Genomic DNA, 21,450 nt, shown 5'->3' with positions numbered 1-21,450 from the left:
AGAGTATCATAGCCATTAACCTAGTAATTTAGTCAGGTACTACCGATGATCACCATTTCTGAACAGGCGCAGAGCCATTTTCGTAAGCTGCTGGAAAAACAGGCCGCCGGCACTCATATTCGTGTCTTTGTGGTCAACCCGGGCACTGTTTCTGCGGAATGTGGCGTGTCCTACTGCCCTGCCGACGCGGTAGAAAGCACAGACTTACAGCTGCCATTTGAAGGCTTTATGGCGATAGTGGACGCGGAAAGTAAACCCTTTTTAGTGGATGCTGAAATCGATTTTGTTACCGATCAGATGGGTTCTCAGCTGACGTTAAAAGCGCCAAACGCCAAAGTACGCAAGGTGAACGACGACGCGCCGCTGAAGGAAAAAGTGCAATACGTGATTGATGCCGAAATCAACCCACAGTTAGCCAACCACGGTGGTCGTGTTTCAGTGGTAGAACTGACAGACGACGGCGTCGCTGTACTGCAATTTGGTGGTGGTTGTAATGGCTGTTCACAAGTCGATTTAACTTTAAAAGAAGGGATCGAAAAAGAACTGCTGCAACGTTTTGCCGGTGAATTAACTGCAGTGCGTGATGTGACTGATCACCAACGTGGTGAGCATTCTTACTACTAAGCTGTTGTTTGTATAAGCGATAAAGGCCACTTGATGTGGCCTTTGTTGTATTGATTTCAAAGGAGTTATGAAATGAAACTATGGTGCTGTTTATTTGCTTTGCTGAGCGTTCACATCAGCTTTCAAAGCCATGCCGCTATTATTCTGCAGTACCATCATGTCAGCACTCAGACGCCCCGCTCCACCAGCGTGACGCCAGAAGAGTTTCGCACTCATTTGCAGTATTTAAAAGACAATCAGTATCAAGTCATAGGTTTAGATACTTTGCTGGCACAGCTGCAACAAGGCAAAGAGCCAGCCGATAATGCGGTGGTGATTACCTTTGACGATGGTTTTGACAATATCTATCTGCAGGCCCACCCGATTTTGCAGCAGTTTGGTTTTCCTTACACAGTGTTTTTAAGCCCGGCTTTAATAGATCGTAAAGAAGGCCCTGTGATGAGTTGGCAGCAAATCAAACAACTGCAAAAAGACGGCGTTATTATTGCCAACCACAGTTCCTACCACGATCATCTGGCAGCGCCGAATAAAGGCGAAAGCAAAGCGGCTTGGCTGAAACGGGTGAAAACCGATATTTTGCTGGCACAAACCCAACTGGAGCAGCAATTAGGCATTAAGCACAAATGGCTGGCTTACCCTTATGGCGAATTTAGCGTCGAGCTGGAGCAGATGGTGAAAGAACTGGGCTTTATTGGCATAGGCCAACAATCCGGTGCTGTTGGCTTGAACAGCCTGATGACCCGCCTGCCACGTTATCCTTCATCCAGTCAGTATGCGGCGTTAAAACACTTCACACCTAAACTGAAAACATTAGCCTTACCGGTGAAAAACTATATAGCAGCAGACCCGGTGAAAGGCCCAAATCCACCGACTTTAACTTTGCAAATCGATAACTCAGATTTTAAAACCAGTCAGTTGAATTGTTTTAGCAATGGCGAGCCGATTAAAGTGACCTGGCTAAAACCCGATACCTTTAGCGCTCAGGCAAATCAAAAGCTAAAAACCAGCCATAAACGCTACAACTGCACAGCCCCTTCGTTAAGTAAAAAAGGCTATTTCTACTGGTATTCCCAGCCTTGGGTGATGGAGTAACACAACGTTGCAATGCCTCCGGCGATTACAACCTACAAACGTAGGATGCATTCGCCCGCAGGGCAATGCATCTTGCTTCTCCGGTTTTTCTTATCTACACCTATAACTTCATCCCTAACTTTGTTCTGTCTTATGGACTACCGACGCTTGTGGTTTGAAGGCGGAACGTATTTTTTTACCGTCAACCTACATCAAAGACACAACAACTGTTTGCTGACAGAGCATATAGACCTGTTACGTCATGCGGTTCGGCAAGTAAAACAGGTGCATCCTTTTATCATTCACGCTTGGGTAGTGTTGCCTGAACATCTGCATTGTATTATCGAACTGCCGCAGGGTGACGCAAATTTCGCGTTACGTTGGCGGCTAATCAAACTGATATTTTCCAGAGCTTTGCCAGCAACTGAACCCTGTGATTCAAGCAGAAAAAAACGTGGTGAGAGAGGGATCTGGCAACGCAGATACTGGGAACACCTTATCCGCGATCAAACCGATTTCAACGCTCATATGGACTATGTACATTTTAATCCGGTGAAGCATGGCTGGGTAGAACAAGTATCAGATTGGCCTTACTCAACCTTCCATTTGTTGGTCAAGCAAGGCGTATATTCTGTTGATTGGGCTGGAGGGGGAAATGATAAGCTATATACAGATTAAAAATTCAGCACATAAAATCATAAGCGGTTGTAATGCCTTCGATTGCACAACGTTGCAATGCCTTCGGCGATTGCAACCTACGGCCTCACCAATACAATTTGATCCAATAACCCCAACAGCAATTTAGTGCCTGTACCTGAGGCTATGGCGTCAAATACATTTTCGGCATTTTTGCCTTGCTGGCCGCCGGCTAAATCACTGACGGAGCGGATCACTATCCAGTCGACTTCGTTAACAAAACAGACCTGAGCTACAGCGGCCGATTCCATTTCTGTCACTTCTGCATGAAACACTTTTTGCAGCCATTGGCGGTACTCTGCATTGTCTAAAAATACCGAGCCTGTGACGCCATTCCCACCTACTTTGATCTGGATTGGGTGGCCAGAAGGCATTTTTATTGGATCTATAGTGGCAACCGCTTTTTTAGTCAGCTCAATAAGTTGTGGCGTTGCGGTGAAATACGGCATTTGCTGCGGGCTGTCCCAGCCTTGTTTAATTACGGCCATTTCTTCAGGAAAGATATAGCCAAAGTTTTCATAAGCTGGTGAATGCGGATCCTGCTTTTTACGCTGTTGGTAGCTGGCTAATGCCTGTTCATAATAATCGGGCAGAATATACTGGCTTGGTTTTGCAGGATCAGGATTGGCATACACAGATTCATCGTGAAAGTACCAGCGCTCAGGGATGGCGATATCACCCGGCTGGAATTGTGGATCCACAGCACCAGCAATGCCCATCATCACCACCCGTTCAATAGGGAAATAATCCAGCGCCATTTGCATTGTCATGGCGGCATTGGGTACGCTGACACCCGTAGTGAAAATGACGATAGGTTCACCTTTATAGTGGCCTAATTGATACTTAACGCCACGGATGGTCAGTGTTTTTTCAATTTTTGCGTCTTTAAGCTTGGCAAAAGCGTCATCAATCGCCTTAATCTCAGGCTCATAGGCGGCTACTATCGCTGTCCATTTATTGGTGGTGGTAAATTGTTTTGGACCATACTGACTAAAATCTTCGGCCCTGACATGAAGGTTAAATGCCGCAGCTAAAATCAGCAGTGGGACCAAGGCGCTGGATAGGAGTTTTTTCATAAGGCTCTGCTTCTGTGGTGGAGTCTGTCTCATAACTGCTTGTTATGCATACAGCTCCACCATAGGGCCTTTGGCAAGAGCTTGTAAAGCCTGTAGTTATTTTTGTTTTATAGATAGCCGATTATCGGGTTGTCGCCGCTATCACCAAAGGATAATCAGCCAAAAACTGCTGGTTGTTAATCAGCGGCACAGCGCCTGGTTTCATTTCTGGTTTAAACATAGCCACTACTTCGCCATGAGGATTTAGCAGCGCTATGCTAGCGCTGTGATCGATAGTGTAACGTTCTTCGCCGCCATCATTAATGGCATACATCAGGCCGAGTTGGCGGATAAAAGGAAACAGGTCTTTATGATCGGCAGTTCTGGCTTTGATAGGGGCTTGTTTAAAGTAGGTGATGTACTGGGCCAGTTGTTCTGGGGTATCCCGTTTTGGGTCGACCGAGACAAACCAAATCTCCAGTGGATCCGGCGTCAGTTTGACTAAGTCCTGATACATAGCCGCTAATTTGGCCATCGTCATAGGGCAAATATCAGGGCAATGAGTATAACCAACGAAAACCAGGGTCCAGTGTCCTTGTAAATCCTTCAGGCCTACTTGCTGTTTTTGTTCATCCAGCAAATTAAATTCAGTGAGTGTTCTGGGACTTGGATAGACCAAAGCGGCCAAAGGCTCGGCGGGAGTAGATTTAAAACTGGCTGACAACCATAGACCCGCAGCCAAAGCCAGTACCGCAACAACCACCCATAACCACTTCTGCATAAGAGTTTTTTCCCGTTAAAGCGCTGAAATCAACCAATAATGATCCAGCAACAACAGCAGGAATAATACCATCAGATGCCAAATCGAAAACTTAAAAGTTGCCATGGCGGTTTCAGGTTTGGCATTAAATTTTAATTGCCAGGCATACCAGATAAAACCTAGGTTCAACACCGTGCTACCGACCAGGTACACAGCTCCTGTCATACCGACCAGATAAGGCAACAAGCAGACTAAAAACAGCACCAGGGTATAAAGGAATATGGCACTTTTGGTGAACTCAATACCATGAGTGACTGGCAACATCGGCATATTCACTTTGGCATAATCATCACGGCGATGAATGGCCAAAGCCCAGAAATGCGGTGGTGTCCAGGTGAAGATAATCATCACCAGCAGCAGCGCATGGGCATGTACTTCGGCCGTCATCGCAGTCCAGCCAAGCAGCGGCGGCATGGCACCAGCTAAACCGCCTATCACAATATTCTGCGGCGTCGCACGCTTTAAAAACATGGTGTAGACCACGGCATAACCAAACAAACTTGCTAAGGTCAGCCAGGCGGTCAGTGGATTGACGGCAATAAATAACAGCAGAAAACCAGTCCCTGCCAACAACAGCGAAAACTTCACCGCTTGTTGTGTGGATAAACGGCCACGTGCTACAGGCCTGTTATAAGTACGGGCCATTTGCGCATCAATACGCTGATCCACTATATGGTTCATCGCAGCAGCAGCGGCGGACAATAAGCCTATACCTAAAGTGGCGGCTATCATCAGGCCAAATTGGGGTAATCCAGGTTGCGCCAGCATCATGCCGACCCAGGCCGTCAGCACCAGAAGCGCCACAACTTTAGGTTTAGTCAGCTGGTAATAATCACGCCACTGCTGGCTGTAATGTTGGGGTAAAGCCAGAACTTTAAGCATAAGCAGACTCCTTGTTTCTGTGCAGCTGATAACCAATGACCACCAGACACATGACTAAATTGGCTGCCACAAAGTTATGCGCCACCGCATTGGCCAAAGGCAAATGCAGCACCACGTTGGCTAGCCCCAAACTAAATTGCAGTAACAACAGCACCAGCACAGCAACAGCCAGGTTCCTCATCAGACCCGCACTAGTGCGCCATAGGGCTATGGCATAAGCAGCGACCACCAGCAAGGTAATCACAGCACCGACGCGATGCATCACATGCACTGTAGCGCGGGCGCTTTGGCTCATCACACCGTATTCGTAATTGTCGTAGCCCAGATGCAAAGAAAAGGCTTCGTCAAAATTAAGCTGGCTGGTCCAGCCTGCTTCACAGACTGGCAACTGAATACAGGCTAAAGCCGCATAGTTGGCTGCAGTCCAGCCACCTAACGCAATTTGTGCTGCCAGCACCAGCAACACAGGCCAAAACAGTAACTTCAGGCTTTGTTTTACAGCAATCAAAGGTGTAGGTTGCAATTGCCACCAATACACAGCTAATAACGACAGCAAACTAAAGCCCCCCAGCAAATGCCCCATCACCACCACAGGATGCAGAGCTAAAGTCACAGTCCACATGCCCAAAGCGGCTTGAAAAACAACTAACCCCAACAGCAGCGAAGGTAACAGCAGTCGCTTTTGTTTCAGACTAAACAGGAAAATGGCCAGAATAAGCAACCCCAAAGTGCCGGCAAAATAACGATGGATCATCTCATTCCAGGCTTTGTGGCTTTCGACCGGTCGCTCTGGATACAAAGCTTCAGCTTGCTCAATATGATGCGCCTGTTCCGGTACCTTTAAAAAACCATAACAACCGGGCCAGTCCGGGCAACCTAAACCGGCATCGGTCAAACGGGTGTAGGCCCCCAATAAAATCACCAACATCGCCAATACAACAGCAGAGCTAACCAGAACTTTCAGGGCTTTCATTACAACCCCCTGTCGTATTTCAATAATTTATTTAAGTCCGTCAGAATAGCTTTGCCGGTTTGTACTATTTGAGTTTTGTCTTCGCTGACCGGATAGGTCATCAATGCCAACCCATTCAGATCGACCAGCACCAGCTTTTGCTGTAGTGCAGCAACACCCACAGGATTAGCCTGCCAAAGCAATTTTTGCGATTGAGTACCACCGGATTGCCATAACTCTAGATGTTGTTGTTTTCGACCCAGGGCCGTATACACCTGCTGCATACCATAATGGGCATTTTGACAAAGAGCGTCACAATCGGCTTTATCGCTGACATAGACCAGCCGCCAATGCACATCACCAGCGGCTTTGGGTAATAACAAAATTTCTTCGCTCAGCCATTGACCTTTATTGGTAGTGGCGCCACCAAACCAACCCAAAGATAAAAATGCCTGAGCAAAAGCCAGCGGTAATAGAGAACACAACAAAAACAGCAGCAAAAATTTCTTCTTCGCCATTTAAAGCTCCTTCTTTGACATAAACCAGCCGATCACTACTACAGCCACAGCCAACAATAACCATTGCAACGCATAAGCCCGGTGTTTTTCCGGCGGCATCACCACAGCTTTATAGTGGTACAGATAAGGGGATTGTTGTTGATACAGCAGAACCGGAGCCAATTCCTGCCCTAGTACTTTTGCCAATTCAGCAGGTTCGACTTGCTGCATTCGTTGTGGCCACAGTCCTGTGTCTTCTAAATTCTGGCCAAGCCTAAAGCCTTTCAGTTCAGTTCGTAGCAATGCCTTTAATTCAAATGATTCCGGAATACTAAGTTCGGGCAGTTGATCACGGCTTTGCGGTGCGGCAACCCAACCTAAATTGACTAAGACTGCCGGACCTTGATTCGACACCAGCACAGGGATCACCACGTCGTAGCCTGCTTTGCCTTGAATAAGCTGATTATCCAGCAACCAGACAGCAGGCTTTAGCCAGACAGCTTTACCTTGCAGCATCAGGCCATCTTGTTGCTCTGCCGGCACTGAGGTTAAATCTAGCCAATGCACAGGCCCTTGTTGCTCTGCAGTATGCAACTGATCCAATTGAGTTTGCTTGTGTTCGGCGCGTTGCCATTGCCAGTAACTTAACTTGATCAAAAGCACAAAAGCGACCAGAGTGAATACAGCCAACAGCCAGTTGCGACTTAAATGAGTAACAAAGGGCCTGGCAGTCATACGGTGACCAGCCCTAAGCGAGGTTTTATGTGGATTAAACTTTTACTCATTGCACTACTGCTCTTTATTGTTTTTAACTTATTTCGTGCTTTGTTTCTGATGCTGAAAAACGATGAAAACCAGCCCAGCATGTCGAAGTTTTTAGGCCGCCGTGTCTGGTGGTCGGCCATAGTCTTATTGCTAGTGATCCTTGCCTTACAATTTGGTTTGATCACTCCGCATGGCCGCCCCTATTAAGATTGCAAGCGGGCTTGTGGCCCGCCTCTGACTCTACAGCACGTAAACAAAAATAAATAAACATAACCAAACCACATCAACGAAATGCCAATACCAGGCCGCAGCCTGAAAAGCAAAATGCTTATGAGCGGTAAAATGGTTTTTCAGTACAATACGTAAAAACATCACCAGTAAAAATATGGCCCCCAGAGTCACGTGCAAGCCATGGAACCCCGTCAGCAAAAAGAAGGTATTGCCATAAATACCTGAGTCCAGTTTTAGGCCAAGATCCTGATAAGCATGCACATACTCAACTCCCTGCAAAGCAAGGAAACAAGCGCCCAGCAGGATAGTGAGCCCTAACATCAGCTTCAGTTGGCCTCTTTTATTTTGCTCCAGCCCCATATGGGCAAACTGCAAAGTGACAGAAGACGCTAATAGAATCAGTGTGTTGTAGAGGGGTAGTCCTTGCCATGGCATAGCCTGAGTTTCAGTGCCACCCGGAGTTTTCAGTAGAGGCCAGGCCGCTTCAAAGGCTGGCCACAATACAGCTGCTGTACTGGCATTATTACTGGCACCATCCAACCACGGAATTGCGATCATCCGGGCGTAGAATAAAGCGCCAAAAAAAGCAGCAAAAAACATCACTTCAGAGAAAATAAACCAGCTCATACCCTGGCGAAATGATCGGTCGAGTTGCCTGCTGTACAAGCCGTTCATAGACTCATCTATGACATTACGAAACCAACCCACCAGCATAAAAATTAAAGTGGCAACACCAGCCAGGAGTAAGTAGCCGCCATAACCCGGCTGATCTTTGGTGACTTCATTCACATAATTGCCAGCGCCAAAAGCAATCATAAACAAGGCGACTGCGCCCACTATGGGCCACGGGCTTTGCTCTGGTACGTAATAATGTTCGTATTTTTCACTCATTGTTATCCCCTGTTGCTGTCTGTGCAGTGACCGGGGTGACAGCGTCTACCTCATACAAGGTGTAAGACAAAGTGATAGTGCTGAACTGTTCCGGTAGTGCGGGATCGACATAAAATTGCAACGGCATGAGTAACTGCTGACCTGCCGTCAGATGTTGTTGGGTAAAACAGAAACATTCCATTTTATTAAAATATAAAGCGGCTTGCCCCGGCGATACCGAAGGTACAGCCTGAGCTGTCATAGCCCGGCCTGTGACATTGTGCGCCAGATAATCAATACGGTGTATTTCGCCCGGATGCACCCGAAGTTTGTGTACCACAGGCTCAAATACCCATGGCATGTTGTTATTCGGACGGGCAATAAACTCCACCAGCACTTCGCGTTTTTTATCCGGTATAGCAGCTTCTGCCGTCGCTGCCATAGTCGAGGTTTTACCATTCAGGCCTGTTAAATCACAAAACACGTCGTACAAAGGCACTAAGGCATAACCAAAACCAAACATGGCTGCGGTCAGCAAACACAATTTAACCACTATAGGTTGATGCTTCAGTGCCATAACGCCCCCTACTTGATTTCAGGTGGTGTAGTAAAGCTGTGATAAGGCGCAGGAGACGCGATAGTCCACTCCAGTCCTTCAGCACCTTCCCACACCTGAGCTGTGGCTTTTTTGCCGCCTTTAATACACTTCACCACCAGAGCGACAAACAGCAACTGGGATAAACCAAAGGCAAAACCACCAATACTAATAAGTGCATTAAAGTCAGCAAATTGCAGTGCGTAATCCGGGATCCGTCGAGGCATACCGGCTAAGCCAACAAAATGCATAGGGAAAAACAGTACGTTGACGGAAATCAACGAACACCAGAAATGCCACTGCCCCAAGGTTTCGTCGTACATATGGCCTGTCCATTTCGGCAGCCAGTAATAGGCAGCCGCCATAATGGAGAAGATAGCGCCTGTAACTAACACATAATGGAAATGCGCTACCACAAAATAGGTATCGTGATACTGAAAGTCAGCAGGCGTAATGGCCAGCATCAGGCCAGAGAAGCCTCCTATGGTAAAAAGTACAATAAAGGCCAGGGCAAACATCATAGGCACTTCAAAGGTCATGGCGCCCCGCCACATAGTGGCCACCCAATTAAAGACTTTCACCCCAGTCGGCACTGCAATCAGCATGGTGCAGTACATGAAAAACAGCTCAGCAAACACCGGCATGCCGGTGGTGAACATATGATGCGCCCAAACTAAGAAGGACAATAAGGCGATACTGGCAGTGGCGTACACCATAGAGGCGTAGCCAAACAAAGGCTTACGGGCAAAGGTTGGCACTATGGCTGAAATGATGCCAAAAGCAGGTAATATCATGATATACACTTCGGGATGACCGAAGAACCAGAAAATATGCTGGAACAATACAGGATCGCCACCCCCTGCAGCGTCAAAGAAGCTGGTGCCAAAATACTTATCAGTCAGCACCATAGTCACGGCGCCAGCCAGTACAGGCATCACAGCAATCAGCAAATAAGCCGTAATAAACCAGGTCCAGACAAACAATGGCATTTTCATATAAGTCATGCCTGGCGCACGCAGATTCATAATGGTCACTATCACGTTGATAGCGCCCATAATGGATGAAATACCCATGATATGAACTGAAAACACAAAAAGTGCAGTGCTGTCATTGCTATAGGTGGTGGATAGCGGTGCATAAAAAGTCCAGCCAAAACTGGGGCCGCCACCTTCCATAAATAAAGACAACAGCAGGATGCTAAATGCAAAAGGTAAAATCCAGAAGCTCCAGTTATTCATCCGGGGCAACGCCATATCAGGCGCACCTATCATCATAGGAATGAGCCAGTTGGCAAGGCCAGTAAAGGCAGGCATCACAGCACCAAACACCATAATCAGACCATGCACTGTGGTCATCTGATTAAAAAAGTTCGGCTCAACAATTTGCAGTCCTGGCTGAAATAATTCGGCCCGGATCACCATAGCCATAGCACCGCCGATAAAAAACATCGTCAGTGCAAACAGCAGGTACAAAGTGCCTATATCTTTATGGTTGGTGGTATAAAGCCAGCGTTTTAAGCCTTTGGCTGGTCCGTGATGATGTTCATGCTCAGCATGAGCATGTGGATCTGTAGTAACAGTACTCATCTGCGCCCCCTATGGTTTTTGTGCTTTGGCGATGTCGGCAGCTTGCACCAGATCGCCTGTATTGTTGTCCCAGGCATTGCGCTCATAGGTAACCACTGCTGCAATTTCACTTAAACTCAGCTGTTTACCAAACGCCTGCATGGCAGTGCCAGTTTTACCATTCAATACTATATCGATATGGGCAGGTAAATCTTCCAGCGCCATTTTGCTGCCTTTAAGCGCAGGGAACACACCGGGGATCCCCATGCCTGTAGGCTGATGACAGGCAGCGCAGTAGCCCATATAGGTTTTTTCACCCAGAGCCATTAATTCTTCTTTGCTCATATTCATCGACAGCAGTTTTTGTTCTTCTTCTTTAGCCGCAGCCTGAGTGGCGGCTTCCTGAGCTATCCATTGATCAAAATCAGCTTGCTCTTTGGCAATCACCACTACAGGCATAAAGCCGTGATCTTTACCGCAAAGTTCAGCACACTGGCCGCGATAAATGCCTGGATAATCAACTTTGGTCCAAGCTTCATTAATAAAACCAGGGTTGGCATCTTTTTTCACAGCAAAAGCAGGTACCCACCAGGAATGGATCACATCATCTGATGTGACTAAAAAGCGCACCTTTTTACCTGTGGGGATCACCAAAGGCCTGTCAACTTCCAACAGGTAGTTTTCACCCTTTTTGAGTTTATTTTCGATTTGTTTACGGGGTGTGGCCAGCAACGAGTAATACTCTACTTTGTGGTCCATGTATTTGTAGTGCCACTTCCACTGTGAGCCGGTGATTAAAATAGTGACATCAGCTTCAGAAGTGTCTTCCATTGCGATCAGGGTTTGGGTGGCGGGTATCGCCATTAAAATCAGAATAACCACAGGTAAAGCGGTCCAAAGCAGCTCAACTTTGGTGCTCTCGTGAAATTGGGCGGGCGCGACGCCCTTCGACTTACGATGATGGATGATGGACCAAAACATCACCCCAAAAACCGCTACCCCTATTGCACAGCAAATGTAAAAAATCTTCATATGCAGGCTGTAAACCTGCTGACTGATTTCTGTAACCCCTTGAGTCATGTTCAAAGGCATTTCTGCAGACTGCGTCGAAAACGCAAGCAAAAAGGTTAGCAGCGACCAACACAGATAACTGGTTTTCGCCACGTGACTTCTCCTCTGTCTTTGCACAAAGCAAATTGCAGATTGAAAGACACTTCACATCCCACTTCGTCTTTAGTCCGCAATTGCCATTTTTATTATTATCCCGATTTAGAAAACTAAAACCGGTGCACTGATTTGTATATTTTGTTATCAGTTGCATCTAACAATTAGTCAAGGAACAGACAGAAGTAAACCCGAAAAATGAAAAAGCACCGATAAAACCGAATGGTCGTACCAGTGCTTGATGTATTAGCAAACTATTGAGTCAGGTAGATTTTTTACCAACTGCTGGTGCGGATCACACCAACGGCGAGGCCTTCAATGGCAAAATGCTGTTGGCTTAAGTCAACTTTTATCACATCAAAATCGCTGTTTTCCGGGTGCAGATAAACCATCTGTCCTTCACGGCGAAAACGCTTTACTGTGACTTCATCTTCAACTCTGGCGACCACAATCTGCCCCTGACGGGCTTCAGTGGTTTTGTGCACGGCCAGTAAATCGCCATCTAAAATACCAATGTCTTTCATACTCATGCCCTGCACTTTTAATAAAAAGTCGGCATTAGGTTTAAACAAGCTGGCATCAAGCTGATAACGCTGCTGGATATGTTCTGCCGCCAGAATAGGTTGACCAGCCGCAACTTTGCCAATCAATGGCAAACCCGGCTCTTCTTCTTCCACATCATTGGCAGCGTCATCTTCAACCAAACGGATACCACGGGAGGTACCCGGCATCATTTCGATAAAACCTTTTTTCGCCAGGGCTTTTAAATGCTCCTCCGCGGCATTGGCAGACTTAAACCCAAGCTGAGTCGCAATTTCAGCTCGTGTTGGCGGCATACCTGAGGCGGCCTGATAATCTTTAAGCAATTGCAAAATTTCGGCTTGTCGTGGTGTTAATGGACGCATAATGCTGAATACCTATACAGTGGATACTGTGAGTATATACAGCCTTTCGCAGTCTGCCAAGCATTTTGCTGGTAAGACCTTCCATGCTATTCTAGCGGCTGTTTATAAGTACGGATTTGATATGTTAAAACCAATGACATGGTTAGCAAAGCTGCTGTATTGGCCACTGAAACCTTTGGTCAGATGCAAAATAGTGCCAGAACCTGTAGCAGAAAATCTGGCGCTGGACCCCAAACAGCCTGTGTTTTATATCAGCAGAACCGCCTCCTCCAGCGATTTGGCCACTTTAGCCCGTATCTGTCATAAGTTAGGCTTGCCTGATCCTATGGCACCAGTGCAATTGGGCAACACTAGCTTACCCCGTACTATTTTCCTCGAACAACCTCGTGTGCTTTGGGGCAGTCGCGCTTCCACCGATGCTTTGCAACAAGGTTTAGCTTTATTAAAGGCGCATCAGCGGGACCCAAATTTTTCAGCGCAACTCATCCCTGTTTCAGTGCTCTGGGGCCGGGCTCCGGGTAAAGAAGACAGTGTGAAGTCTATGCTGGGTGAATCTGAATCGCCAAGCTGGCTCGCCAAGCTGTTTATTGTGTTGATTTCCGGTCGTCATACCCTGGTGCGTTTCAGTAAAGCCGTCTCAGTACGGCAGATTATTGAAAATGCCACAGTCAACGAAGACACGGCCCATAAGTTATTGCGAGTAGCGCGTTTCCACTTTTATCGCCAGCGTTTGGCTGCAACTGGCCCGAAATTACCAGACAGAGCCGCATTATTTAACTCTTTACTCGCTTCCGATGCATTAAGAAAAGCTATTGAAGAAGAAGCGCAAAGTAAAAAAATCAGTATCAGGGAAGCTCGGGCTGGAGCTTTGAAGCTGCTGGAAGAGATAGCGGCGGATTACCGCGAATCCACCTTAAGAGTAGGCGATCGGTTCCTTGGCTGGTTATGGAAAAAACTGTACTCAGGTTTAAAAGTGCACAATGGTCAGGTACTGACGGATTTAGTGCAAAAAGGCCATGAAATTGTCTACGTGCCTTGCCATCGCAGTCATATGGATTATTTGCTGCTTAGTTACGTCATTTACCATCAGGGTTTAGCTCCACCTCATATAGCCGCTGGTATTAACCTGAATTTTTGGCCTGTCGGCACCTTATTCCGCCGTGGTGGTGCCTTTTTTATCCGCCGTAGTTTTAGCGGTGAAAAGCTGTACTCAGCGGTGTTTCGCGAATACTTAAGCCAACTGTTCAGCAAAGGTTACCCGGTAAAGTATTATTCGGAAGGCGGTCGTAGCCGCACTGGTCGTTTATTGCAGCCTAAGACCGGTATGCTGGCAATGACAGTGCAAGCTGCACTGCGTGGTATAGACAGACCTATCAGCTTAGTGCCTGTCTACCTTGGTTATGAGCATGTAATGGAGGTCAATACCTATCTGACCGAACTCAAAGGCTCCAGCAAGAAAAAAGAGTCCATTAGCGGCGTATTTAGTGCAGCCCGTAAACTGCGGGATTATGGCTATGGCTATGTCAATTTTGGCCAGCCTATTTCACTGAACGCGTTTTTAAACCAGCAGGCACCTGACTGGCGCGCGTCGATGGAGACGGCCGATACGCAAAAACCAGCCTGGTTAAATCCTGCGGTAGCGACACTGGCCACCGAAATGATGCAGCGGATTAATCAGGCAGCAGCGCTGAATAGTATTAACCTGATCGCCACCTGTTTACTGGCGACACGCCAGCATTCACTGACGCGGCAGGAGCTGACCCGTCAGTTGGAGTTTTACCGTAACTTACAACACTATGCGCCTTACCATGCCGGTGTCACTCTGCCTGAAGGCTCGGTCAGTCAATGGATTGATCATGCCATTAGCCTGAAGAAAGTTGAGGTGTCACAAGACAGCTTCGGTCAGATTATTCAACTGACACCCGAAAACGCGATTTTATTAAGTTACTACCGCAATAACGTCTGCCATTTATTTATGCTGCCGGCAATTTTGGCTACAGCTTTATTACAGCATCCACAGTTAAGCAAAGTACAATTGATCAATATTTGTCAGTTGTTACAACCTTTGCTGCAACATGAGCTGTTTTTAAAGCCAGAGCACTTTAATGCATATATAGAACAGCTACTGGAACAGCTGCAAAAACACCAGCTCATCGAAGCTGTGGGTGCATCTTTACAAGCCGTTCCGGTGCAGCAGGCCGGGCATTTTATGCTGGAACTATTGGCACACAATGCGCAAGACGTGCTGCAGCGTTATGCGGTGGTGCTGAATTTACTGCAACTACATAGCCCGCTGACGCGTGCCGATTTAGAGCAGCAAAGCCATGAACTGGCACAGCGTTTAAGCACTTTGCATGGCATCAGCTCTCCGGAATACCTTGATAAGCAGCTGTTTGCGACTCTAATCACGGCACTTCGCGAAGCAGGTTATTGTCACACCAACGAGCAAAACGAGTTGGAAGCCACGGCTATTTTGTTACCATTGCAACAAACAGTAAACGGCCTGCTAAGAGCAGATATACTGCAGACTGTGCTGAGCATAGTGAAAAAAACATAACTCTCAGGGCTATAAAAAACCACCTCAGCAGGTGGTTTTTTGTCCCAGCGCAAAGCGATCAACGGGATTTATCGTAACTGCGGATCACCCCTTCCTGCATAGTGGACGCGACTAGCACACCATCCCTATTAAAAAACTGGCCTCTCACCAGACCACGGGCGCCGGACGCACTTGGGCTGTCCACTGCATAAAGCAACCAGTCATCAAAACGAAAATCATGATGGAACCACATCGCATGATCGATGGTGGCAACCTGCATATTAGGCGCCATAAAGGATTTACCATGTGGCTGCAAAGCGGTCGGCAGGAAGTTGAAATCCGACGCATAAGCCAACAAATATTTATGCACCCGCAAATCATCCGGCATTAGCCCATTGGCTTTAAACCAGACATAACGCTTGGCCTGACTGATTTGAGGGTTAAATGGGTTATGGAAAGCGACAGGGCGCATTTCTATTGGTTTTTCGCAGATAAACTTACTGCGCAAAGATTCTGGGATCAGATGGGCATGCTCACGGTAAAACTCTAAGTCAGAAACCAGCTCATCAGGACCCGGCACTTGAGGCATCAGTTCCTGATGTTCAAAACCTTGTTCTTCCGCCTGAAAAGACGCCGTCATATAAAAAATGGGTTTACCAAACTGAATAGCGCTGACCCGCCGTGTACTGAAGCTTTTACCATCACGAATATTTTCTACTTCGTAGACTATAGGTTTACTGGCATCACCAGGGCGCAAAAAGTACGAGTGGAACGAATGCACTTTACGGTCTGCTTCCACTGTTTCTTTAGCGGCTGACAAGGCTTGCCCCATCACCTGCCCCCCAAACACAGCTTTAAAGCCCAGATCCTGACTTTGACCGCGGTATAAACCCTGCTCTATGGTTTCCAGTTTTAAAAGGGATAATAAGTCGGACAACACCTGGCTCATACGCAGCTCCTGAACAATAGTAATGTGACTATTGTGCAGCAAGCCAGTGCAGAGTGCAAAATTGACAGCTGTAAATGATACAGAATCAGGTTCGTATGTTGCAGCCGTTGTAGTTGTAGGTCCAGCCCTCATGGCTTTTTAAGTTGCCGTTATTGTCATATGTCAGTGCCCGGCCGGCTACCGAACTGTATTGATTCAGCGCATTGGTAACGTAATCCTGCCTTCCCGGTTGCGGAATACTTATCTGGTAATTTGCCGTGGTTATCCGGCTTATCAGTTGTCGGGCTGGGCTCTACTTAAAAATCACACTGAAAATTCGCCCGACTCACACCAGCATGGTCAAAGTTCTTCAGTAACCCCGAACCATGGTATACCAATACCGAACTATGCAGCCCAGCTTATCGTTACTCTTTGAGTATTATCAACGTGGTTCAACAGTCTGAACGACACATCAGGGCAAGACGCAAGACTTGACCCTAATGATTCCTAGCTGTTAATCAGCTTGTGCTGCCATTCTGTATTAAGCCTTGCAATTTCGCTGCTAAGCCAAGTTTCAAGATCTGGCCAGCTCTGAATAACTTGCATTGGCAATCCAGGCTTAAATCTGACAATTGAACTGTCAGATTTGATATTGATGTAGGAACCGTCTGTTTGATACCAGCCAATAGTGATATCAGTGCTATCACTTCCTTTGACCATTAATTGACCATTATCAATCATAATATTGGGCGGGTTATCCAAAAACCCTTTACTCTTTTCTCCTTTTAGCGGTATGTAGCCGTTTAAAGTTATTTCTCCTAAAAATATACTCATACCATTAGCCAACTTAAGCAGCTCAGCCAAGCTTTCAGGTATCCTCCTTCCATTTAATCTTTGCTGAAACTCAGAAATAAAACTTTCGTTAAGTGGAGGAAAAATTATATGCGCATAAGCCTTAGGCGCGACTTCAGGCATAAATCCTAACAAAATCGCTCCTTTATCGTGAACTGATTCGCCTCTGGCTTTCCAGATTTCAAGAGGTTTTAATATGTTCCGCTGATAAAATTCTTTATTCATTTCAAATGCCTTCTATCCACAAGGATCCATTGTTGCACATCCCATATCAGAGATGAGCATGGTCGGATCCGGAACGTATTGCAGCAATTCCATACCTGTCGCTATGCCCATCATTGTCTTGTATATGGCATCTTTATCAGCTTCGGTTATACGCGTTCTCGTGCCACCAAGCTCCTGATGCCGCTTGATATGGTCAGATTTCTCAAGAAATCGTATATGGTCAGGGTTTTCAGCAATAGCGATTTTTTCTTCTAACGTATTGCCATTGCTGACTGATGACTCATGATGAGCATGCATTCCCTTTAGCTTGCCTGTATTCCTAAGCTCTTCCTGTCTTGCAGGAGACAGATTAGATCTTTTCCTGCCACTATCTAGTGCCTCAACTTCTTGTTTCAACGCGGCTCTTCGCCCCCTAGCTCTGGCATTGTCTAAAGCTCTTTCTTCAGCTCTTTTTCGGATGTCTGCGATAGTTTTTGCAAGAATCTTTTTCTTCGCCAGCCCATCCGGATCCACCTTATTCATCGGATCATTGCCAACATAAGCATACCAGTTCATGCCGTCTTTGTAGCCGATGGGGTCGGTTTGTAAAAAGCGCCCTAACTTCGGATGATAAACCCCTGCTTTGTAGTGATACAACTCCGTACCAGGGATTAAAATTTGCCCTGTGTATCTAAACCGTGAGGTACTGCTATTGATTGGCTCGCCATAAGGCCCGTACTGATGGGTTTGAGTGACGCTGCCACTGCCGTTGGTTTCTGACATAATAGAACCGCGTTCATCCGCCAGCAGATACTTCGGGCTACCGGTGCCAGCGCCTTCAAACCACACTAGCGGGTCGTCACTGCCTACACCATGCACATAACGTCTGAGCATGTTCTCACTGGCGTTGTATTCTGAACAGAGGGTTTTCTGGGGCTACAAGTAGCCAGGGGCCGGACGCAGTGAGTCCCAAGCCTTGATCCTGATGGGTGACTGGAGCGATACATCGCCAACCACTAGCGAGAACTAAAATGCGACGGTTGTAGGTTTACAGGGGAAAAGAAAAAGACGCGCACTTTGCAGTGCGCGAGGGTTTGGTTACGCTATTGACACCGAGAGGCTAATGGGTGACCCCGTTGGTTCTTCCTTAGCTAAACAACGGAGCCGGATCGCTTAAACATTCAACAAACTGGCTTGTCAAACCCACTGAGCAGACTGCCGGACACTCAGACAGGACAGCCACTGCAACCTCACTTCTTTAGCTGGCTGAGCTTATACTGCATATAAGGTAAACATTCTCCCTTTCCATAACTTATGGAGAAAAAAGCATGCTTTGTTACTTCATTGGGAAGTAGCATCTCGGTAGTAACATGGCTTTCATCCGTTGATATGGGATACATTGCTATTGGAATTGCCCAATCAATTTCTTCACTTAAGTTATTTCTCCCTATCAGAAATATATTGTCAAGGTCTTTGTCTTCCAGCGTTCTGGGAGCCTTTATTTCTATGGCAATTTTGTTTGAGACATTGGTAAAAACAAAAGTGAAATAGTCTCTATTTTTTTCACTTAATCTTTTGACCTCTTTATCAGATATCGAACAACTTTCTGCAAAGCAACTAAGAGAAAATAATAATGTAAGAAGTAAGTAGAACTTTTTCATGGATACACCTGGCTCATTACCCAGTCAGGATTAGTATGTTGATGTTCCTCTGGGATTGATTTGTACCTCAAGTTCTCATGTATGCTACCAAACCTGTATGGCATAACACCTCGAATGTTACCTGGATGATCCAAGCCAGCATTATGCAATGCCTCGTGACCGATCATGAAATTGAACCTGGAGCTACCAAAATCGTGGTGGTCTGTATTTAGAGTAATACTGTTTCCACCAATGATACCCTCACCAAATTTTCTAGTTTGCCAACCGGATGCTGCCGCGGTGGTCGCGTGTGCAAAGTACCCACCAGAGGACTTTGCTCCATCACTATCTAAAGCGTTGGTTGCTTTATCAAGGCTTGAAACCATCGAATTGAGCTGTTTTGCCGAATAGCCATCTTTGGTTGTTTCGCCATCTTTTAAGTTTGCGGCTATGCCTTTTAGCTTAGAGGCAACAGATTTCATATCTTTTGATAATTGCTTTTGTGCTTTATCAAACTTTTTCCAACTTTCATTGCTCCAGCCTCTACCTTTTCCATATTTACCACTCGGATCCACCTTATTCATCGGATCATTGCCAACATAAGCATACCAGTTCATGCCGTCTTTGTAGCCGATAGGGTCGGTTTGTAAAAACCTGCCCAGCTTTGGATGATAAACCCGTGCTTTGTAGTGGTAAAGCTCGGTGCCCGGAATAAGGATTTGGCCTGTATAGCGGAACCTAGAGGTGCTTTGGTTGATGAGTTCACCGTAAGGCCCATATTGATGAGTTTGTACCACAACACCACTGGCATTGGTTTCTGACACGATAGAACCGCGTTCATCCGCCAGCAGATACTTCGTGCTACCGGTGCCAGCGCCTTCAAACCACACCAAGGGGTCGTCAATGCCTACACCATGCACATAACGTCTGAGCATGGTCCCACTGGCGTTGTATTCTGCCACCAGTTCGTCACCGTCATATAAAAATGTGGTTTTGCTGCCGTTTAACGTGCTGCTGAGCAGACGCCCTGTGGCGTCGTAGTCCAGTGATAACGCAGTGCCAGATTTGCTGGCTGAGATTAAGCGGTTATGGCCGTTGTAGTTGTAGGTCCAGCCCTCATGGCTTTTTAAGTTGCCGTTGCTGTCATAACTAATTGGATTGCCTGCCACTGAACTGTATTGGTTCAGCGTGTTCGCTACATACGCCTGTCTTCCCGGTTGCGGAATACTTATCTGGTAATTTGCCGTGGTTATCCGGCTTATCAGTTGCCGCGCCGGGTTGTACTGAAAATTCGCCCGACTCACACCAGGATGGTCAAAGTTCTTCAGTAACCCCGAACCATGGTACTCCAACACCGAACCCCGGCCATTAGCTCGGGTGATACTGCTCAGTTTACCGTCATTGGTGTAGAGGTAACTGACCAGCGGGCTGCTGCCATTGAGTAAAATGCTTTGTAAAGCGTTGCTGTCGTCATAGCTGTATGTCAGGTATATCCCATCCGGGTAAGTTAAGCTGCGGCGCCGCCCTGCTGCATCATACTGGTAGCTCAGGGTACGCCCTGATACCGTGCTGCTGCCTATGCGGCCCAGACCGTCGTAAGCGGTAACCACACTCTGGCTGTCACGGCTGACCGAAGTTTGTTGCCCTTTGCCATTGTAGGCATAACTCAGGCTGCTTTCTCCTGGCACCGAGGTCTCGGTTCTGAGGTTCAGTGCATCGTAGCTATGCCCGTGAACAGTGCCATCCCGCTTGCGCCAGAACGTCAGGTTGTCGTTGGCATCATAGCTATTTTCTTCATAACTTGAGTCAGCAAAGGTGGTGCGCTTGAGCCGGTCAAAGCCATCGTAGGTATAGCTGGTCGTATTGCCGTTACCATCTTTACGGGTTTTAACCTGGCCGTTGGATGTGTATGTCAGTTCAATGCTCACGCTTTCATCGACGGTACCGACACCGACTTTTGTTTTCGTCAGGCGAGAGAGCGTATCGTACCAATGCTGGACCACGCGATCAGGACCATAGCTGCCTTCGGTACCTAAACTACACGCTGAAGCAGGCAGACTATCGAACGCTGCCGGGTTCATTCGCGTGGTTTCGCAGGATAAACGGTTTAGCGCGTCATAGCTGAACTGAGTGACAAACTCTTTACCGGCCACGGAGCTGCTCTCCGTTTTGCTGATTAACCCTTTGCTGCTATCAAAGCTATTGACTGCCGTTTGCTCAACCATCAGCGCTGTGCTGGTTGGAGTAGTTAATATACCGTCTTCTGTTTTAGAGATTTGATCGTCTTGTGCCCTGTAGCTGTATCGATTCCTGAGCTTTATGATGCAGTTTTCCAAAAAAAGGATTTTTTACCTAATTCAGAACAAAGCATCAATTTATGTAATTTATTTTGAAATAAAAAAGTTAGTTAATATTTAAATGCACAAATAGAGGCACAAAACCTAATCCAATATCAGCTGTATCCTCTGCAGGGCGGACTACAGGGGCGCGTCGCTCACACCATACAACAATGTCTGTTCTTTTTAACCTCTGGGTTTAAAGCTAAAAATCAGTTGCAGCACGCCAGAGCAGAGAACAAAAGTGGCTGGTGAACTTAAC

At 46.8% G+C, this 21,450-nt stretch carries 21 protein-coding genes; 5 read left to right on the top strand and 16 right to left on the bottom strand.

Going from position 1 to position 21,450, the window contains the following annotated elements; genetic code table 11:
- The first annotated feature begins 45 nt into the window (after positions 1-45).
- The 3 genes from nfuA (at position 46) to IEW88_RS16150 (ending at position 2,373) form a co-directional block, all read left to right on the top strand.
- On the top strand, positions 46-624 hold the full coding sequence (gene nfuA / locus IEW88_RS16160; protein ID WP_053423325.1) for a Fe-S biogenesis protein NfuA: 579 nt from the start codon (positions 46-48) through the stop codon (positions 622-624).
- Positions 625-696: 72 nt separating this feature from the next.
- Positions 697-1,716 (top strand): polysaccharide deacetylase family protein, encoded by a 1,020-nt coding sequence (locus tag IEW88_RS16155; RefSeq protein ID WP_147905047.1) that lies wholly within the window; start codon positions 697-699, stop codon positions 1,714-1,716.
- 132 nt (positions 1,717-1,848) lie between these two features.
- Positions 1,849-2,373 (top strand): REP-associated tyrosine transposase, encoded by a 525-nt coding sequence (locus IEW88_RS16150; RefSeq protein ID WP_147905046.1) that lies wholly within the window; start codon positions 1,849-1,851, stop codon positions 2,371-2,373.
- Between the two features lie 77 nt (positions 2,374-2,450).
- On the opposite strand, the gene IEW88_RS16145 is transcribed toward IEW88_RS16150, so the two are convergent.
- The 6 genes from IEW88_RS16145 to IEW88_RS16120 form a co-directional block, all read right to left on the bottom strand.
- Positions 2,451-3,467 (bottom strand): 5'-methylthioadenosine/S-adenosylhomocysteine nucleosidase family protein, encoded by a 1,017-nt coding sequence (locus IEW88_RS16145; RefSeq protein ID WP_147905045.1) that lies wholly within the window; start codon positions 3,465-3,467, stop codon positions 2,451-2,453.
- A 121-nt stretch (positions 3,468-3,588) separates the two neighbouring features.
- Complete coding sequence (locus IEW88_RS16140; RefSeq protein WP_147905044.1) at positions 3,589-4,227, bottom strand: SCO family protein; 639 nt, start codon at positions 4,225-4,227, stop codon at positions 3,589-3,591.
- A gap of 15 nt (positions 4,228-4,242) precedes the next feature.
- Positions 4,243-5,148 (bottom strand): heme o synthase, encoded by a 906-nt coding sequence (gene cyoE / locus IEW88_RS16135; RefSeq protein ID WP_147905043.1) that lies wholly within the window; start codon positions 5,146-5,148, stop codon positions 4,243-4,245.
- Positions 5,141-6,121 carry a COX15/CtaA family protein gene (locus IEW88_RS16130; protein WP_147905042.1) on the bottom strand — a complete coding sequence of 327 codons (981 nt, stop codon included), beginning with the start codon at positions 6,119-6,121 and terminating at the stop codon, positions 5,141-5,143. Before IEW88_RS16130 ends, cyoE begins: the two co-directional genes overlap by 8 nt.
- The gene (locus IEW88_RS16125; protein ID WP_147905041.1) at positions 6,121-6,618 is read right to left on the bottom strand and encodes a hypothetical protein; all 498 of its coding nucleotides are present in this window, start codon (positions 6,616-6,618) and stop codon (positions 6,121-6,123) included. Before IEW88_RS16125 ends, IEW88_RS16130 begins: the two co-directional genes overlap by 1 nt.
- Entirely contained in the window at positions 6,619-7,332 is a 714-nt protein-coding gene (locus IEW88_RS16120; protein ID WP_147905040.1) for an SURF1 family protein, read from the bottom strand.
- A gap of 27 nt (positions 7,333-7,359) precedes the next feature.
- Between IEW88_RS16120 and IEW88_RS16115 the strand changes: the two genes are divergently transcribed.
- Positions 7,360-7,569, top strand: coding sequence for a DUF2909 domain-containing protein (locus tag IEW88_RS16115; RefSeq protein ID WP_147905039.1), 210 nt, complete (start codon positions 7,360-7,362; stop codon positions 7,567-7,569).
- 33 nt (positions 7,570-7,602) lie between these two features.
- Here the strand turns inward: IEW88_RS16115 and IEW88_RS16110 are convergent, their stop codons facing one another.
- The 5 genes from IEW88_RS16110 to lexA form a co-directional block, all read right to left on the bottom strand.
- Positions 7,603-8,484 carry a cytochrome c oxidase subunit 3 gene (locus IEW88_RS16110; protein ID WP_147905038.1) on the bottom strand — a complete coding sequence of 294 codons (882 nt, stop codon included), beginning with the start codon at positions 8,482-8,484 and terminating at the stop codon, positions 7,603-7,605.
- Positions 8,477-9,040 carry a cytochrome c oxidase assembly protein gene (locus tag IEW88_RS16105; protein ID WP_053423335.1) on the bottom strand — a complete coding sequence of 188 codons (564 nt, stop codon included), beginning with the start codon at positions 9,038-9,040 and terminating at the stop codon, positions 8,477-8,479. Before IEW88_RS16105 ends, IEW88_RS16110 begins: the two co-directional genes overlap by 8 nt.
- Before the next feature lie 8 nt (positions 9,041-9,048).
- A complete protein-coding gene (ctaD, locus tag IEW88_RS16100) occupies positions 9,049-10,644 on the bottom strand; it encodes a cytochrome c oxidase subunit I (protein WP_147905037.1) in 1,596 nt (531 codons plus the stop codon).
- Between the two features lie 9 nt (positions 10,645-10,653).
- Positions 10,654-11,787, bottom strand: coding sequence for a cytochrome c oxidase subunit II (gene coxB, locus IEW88_RS16095; RefSeq protein ID WP_229670560.1), 1,134 nt, complete (start codon positions 11,785-11,787; stop codon positions 10,654-10,656).
- Between the two features lie 275 nt (positions 11,788-12,062).
- The gene (gene lexA, locus IEW88_RS16090; RefSeq protein WP_185148639.1) at positions 12,063-12,692 is read right to left on the bottom strand and encodes a transcriptional repressor LexA; all 630 of its coding nucleotides are present in this window, start codon (positions 12,690-12,692) and stop codon (positions 12,063-12,065) included.
- Positions 12,693-12,813: 121 nt separating this feature from the next.
- Here lexA and plsB point away from each other — a divergent pair, with 121 nt between their 5' ends.
- Positions 12,814-15,249: a glycerol-3-phosphate 1-O-acyltransferase PlsB gene (plsB, locus tag IEW88_RS16085; protein WP_147905036.1), complete on the top strand. Its 2,436-nt coding sequence runs from the start codon at positions 12,814-12,816 to the stop codon at positions 15,247-15,249.
- Positions 15,250-15,307: 58 nt separating this feature from the next.
- Here the strand turns inward: plsB and tesB are convergent, their stop codons facing one another.
- The 5 genes from tesB to IEW88_RS16060 form a co-directional block, all read right to left on the bottom strand.
- The gene (gene tesB / locus IEW88_RS16080) at positions 15,308-16,177 is read right to left on the bottom strand and encodes an acyl-CoA thioesterase II (RefSeq protein ID WP_053423337.1); all 870 of its coding nucleotides are present in this window, start codon (positions 16,175-16,177) and stop codon (positions 15,308-15,310) included.
- A 486-nt stretch (positions 16,178-16,663) separates the two neighbouring features.
- Positions 16,664-17,233, bottom strand: coding sequence for an SMI1/KNR4 family protein (locus IEW88_RS16075; protein WP_147905035.1), 570 nt, complete (start codon positions 17,231-17,233; stop codon positions 16,664-16,666).
- A 12-nt stretch (positions 17,234-17,245) separates the two neighbouring features.
- Complete coding sequence (locus IEW88_RS16070) at positions 17,246-18,106, bottom strand: RHS repeat domain-containing protein (RefSeq protein ID WP_147905034.1); 861 nt, start codon at positions 18,104-18,106, stop codon at positions 17,246-17,248.
- Between the two features lie 356 nt (positions 18,107-18,462).
- Positions 18,463-18,873, bottom strand: a complete 411-nt coding sequence (locus tag IEW88_RS16065; RefSeq protein ID WP_147905033.1) for a hypothetical protein — start codon at positions 18,871-18,873, stop codon at positions 18,463-18,465.
- On the bottom strand, positions 18,870-21,077 hold the full coding sequence (locus IEW88_RS16060; protein WP_188713515.1) for an RHS repeat domain-containing protein: 2,208 nt from the start codon (positions 21,075-21,077) through the stop codon (positions 18,870-18,872). The genes IEW88_RS16065 and IEW88_RS16060 overlap by 4 nt, the downstream gene beginning before the upstream one ends.
- Positions 21,078-21,450 lie beyond the last annotated feature (373 nt).

The sequence above is a fragment of the Rheinheimera tangshanensis genome (assembly GCF_014645135.1).
GTDB classification, from domain to species: domain Bacteria; phylum Pseudomonadota; class Gammaproteobacteria; order Enterobacterales; family Alteromonadaceae; genus Pararheinheimera; species Pararheinheimera tangshanensis.
Note: the sequence above shows the minus strand (reverse complement) of the source record. Positions and strands in the feature narration are given on the sequence as shown.

Coding starts and splice junctions, on each gene's coding strand:
- nfuA (WP_053423325.1), top strand. CDS start 46: ATGATCACCATTTCTGAACAGGCGCAGAGCCATTTTCGTAAGCTGCTG.
- IEW88_RS16155 (WP_147905047.1), top strand. CDS start 697: ATGAAACTATGGTGCTGTTTATTTGCTTTGCTGAGCGTTCACATCAGC.
- IEW88_RS16150 (WP_147905046.1), top strand. CDS start 1,849: ATGGACTACCGACGCTTGTGGTTTGAAGGCGGAACGTATTTTTTTACC.
- IEW88_RS16145 (WP_147905045.1), bottom strand. CDS start 3,467: ATGAAAAAACTCCTATCCAGCGCCTTGGTCCCACTGCTGATTTTAGCT.
- IEW88_RS16140 (WP_147905044.1), bottom strand. CDS start 4,227: ATGCAGAAGTGGTTATGGGTGGTTGTTGCGGTACTGGCTTTGGCTGCG.
- cyoE (WP_147905043.1), bottom strand. CDS start 5,148: ATGCTTAAAGTTCTGGCTTTACCCCAACATTACAGCCAGCAGTGGCGT.
- IEW88_RS16130 (WP_147905042.1), bottom strand. CDS start 6,121: ATGAAAGCCCTGAAAGTTCTGGTTAGCTCTGCTGTTGTATTGGCGATG.
- IEW88_RS16125 (WP_147905041.1), bottom strand. CDS start 6,618: ATGGCGAAGAAGAAATTTTTGCTGCTGTTTTTGTTGTGTTCTCTATTA.
- IEW88_RS16120 (WP_147905040.1), bottom strand. CDS start 7,332: ATGACTGCCAGGCCCTTTGTTACTCATTTAAGTCGCAACTGGCTGTTG.
- IEW88_RS16115 (WP_147905039.1), top strand. CDS start 7,360: ATGTGGATTAAACTTTTACTCATTGCACTACTGCTCTTTATTGTTTTT.
- IEW88_RS16110 (WP_147905038.1), bottom strand. CDS start 8,484: ATGAGTGAAAAATACGAACATTATTACGTACCAGAGCAAAGCCCGTGG.
- IEW88_RS16105 (WP_053423335.1), bottom strand. CDS start 9,040: ATGGCACTGAAGCATCAACCTATAGTGGTTAAATTGTGTTTGCTGACC.
- ctaD (WP_147905037.1), bottom strand. CDS start 10,644: ATGAGTACTGTTACTACAGATCCACATGCTCATGCTGAGCATGAACAT.
- lexA (WP_185148639.1), bottom strand. CDS start 12,692: ATGCGTCCATTAACACCACGACAAGCCGAAATTTTGCAATTGCTTAAA.
- plsB (WP_147905036.1), top strand. CDS start 12,814: ATGTTAAAACCAATGACATGGTTAGCAAAGCTGCTGTATTGGCCACTG.
- tesB (WP_053423337.1), bottom strand. CDS start 16,177: ATGAGCCAGGTGTTGTCCGACTTATTATCCCTTTTAAAACTGGAAACC.
- IEW88_RS16075 (WP_147905035.1), bottom strand. CDS start 17,233: ATGAATAAAGAATTTTATCAGCGGAACATATTAAAACCTCTTGAAATC.
- IEW88_RS16070 (WP_147905034.1), bottom strand. CDS start 18,106: ATGCTCAGACGTTATGTGCATGGTGTAGGCAGTGACGACCCGCTAGTG.
- IEW88_RS16065 (WP_147905033.1), bottom strand. CDS start 18,873: ATGAAAAAGTTCTACTTACTTCTTACATTATTATTTTCTCTTAGTTGC.
- IEW88_RS16060 (WP_188713515.1), bottom strand. CDS start 21,077: ATGGTTGAGCAAACGGCAGTCAATAGCTTTGATAGCAGCAAAGGGTTA.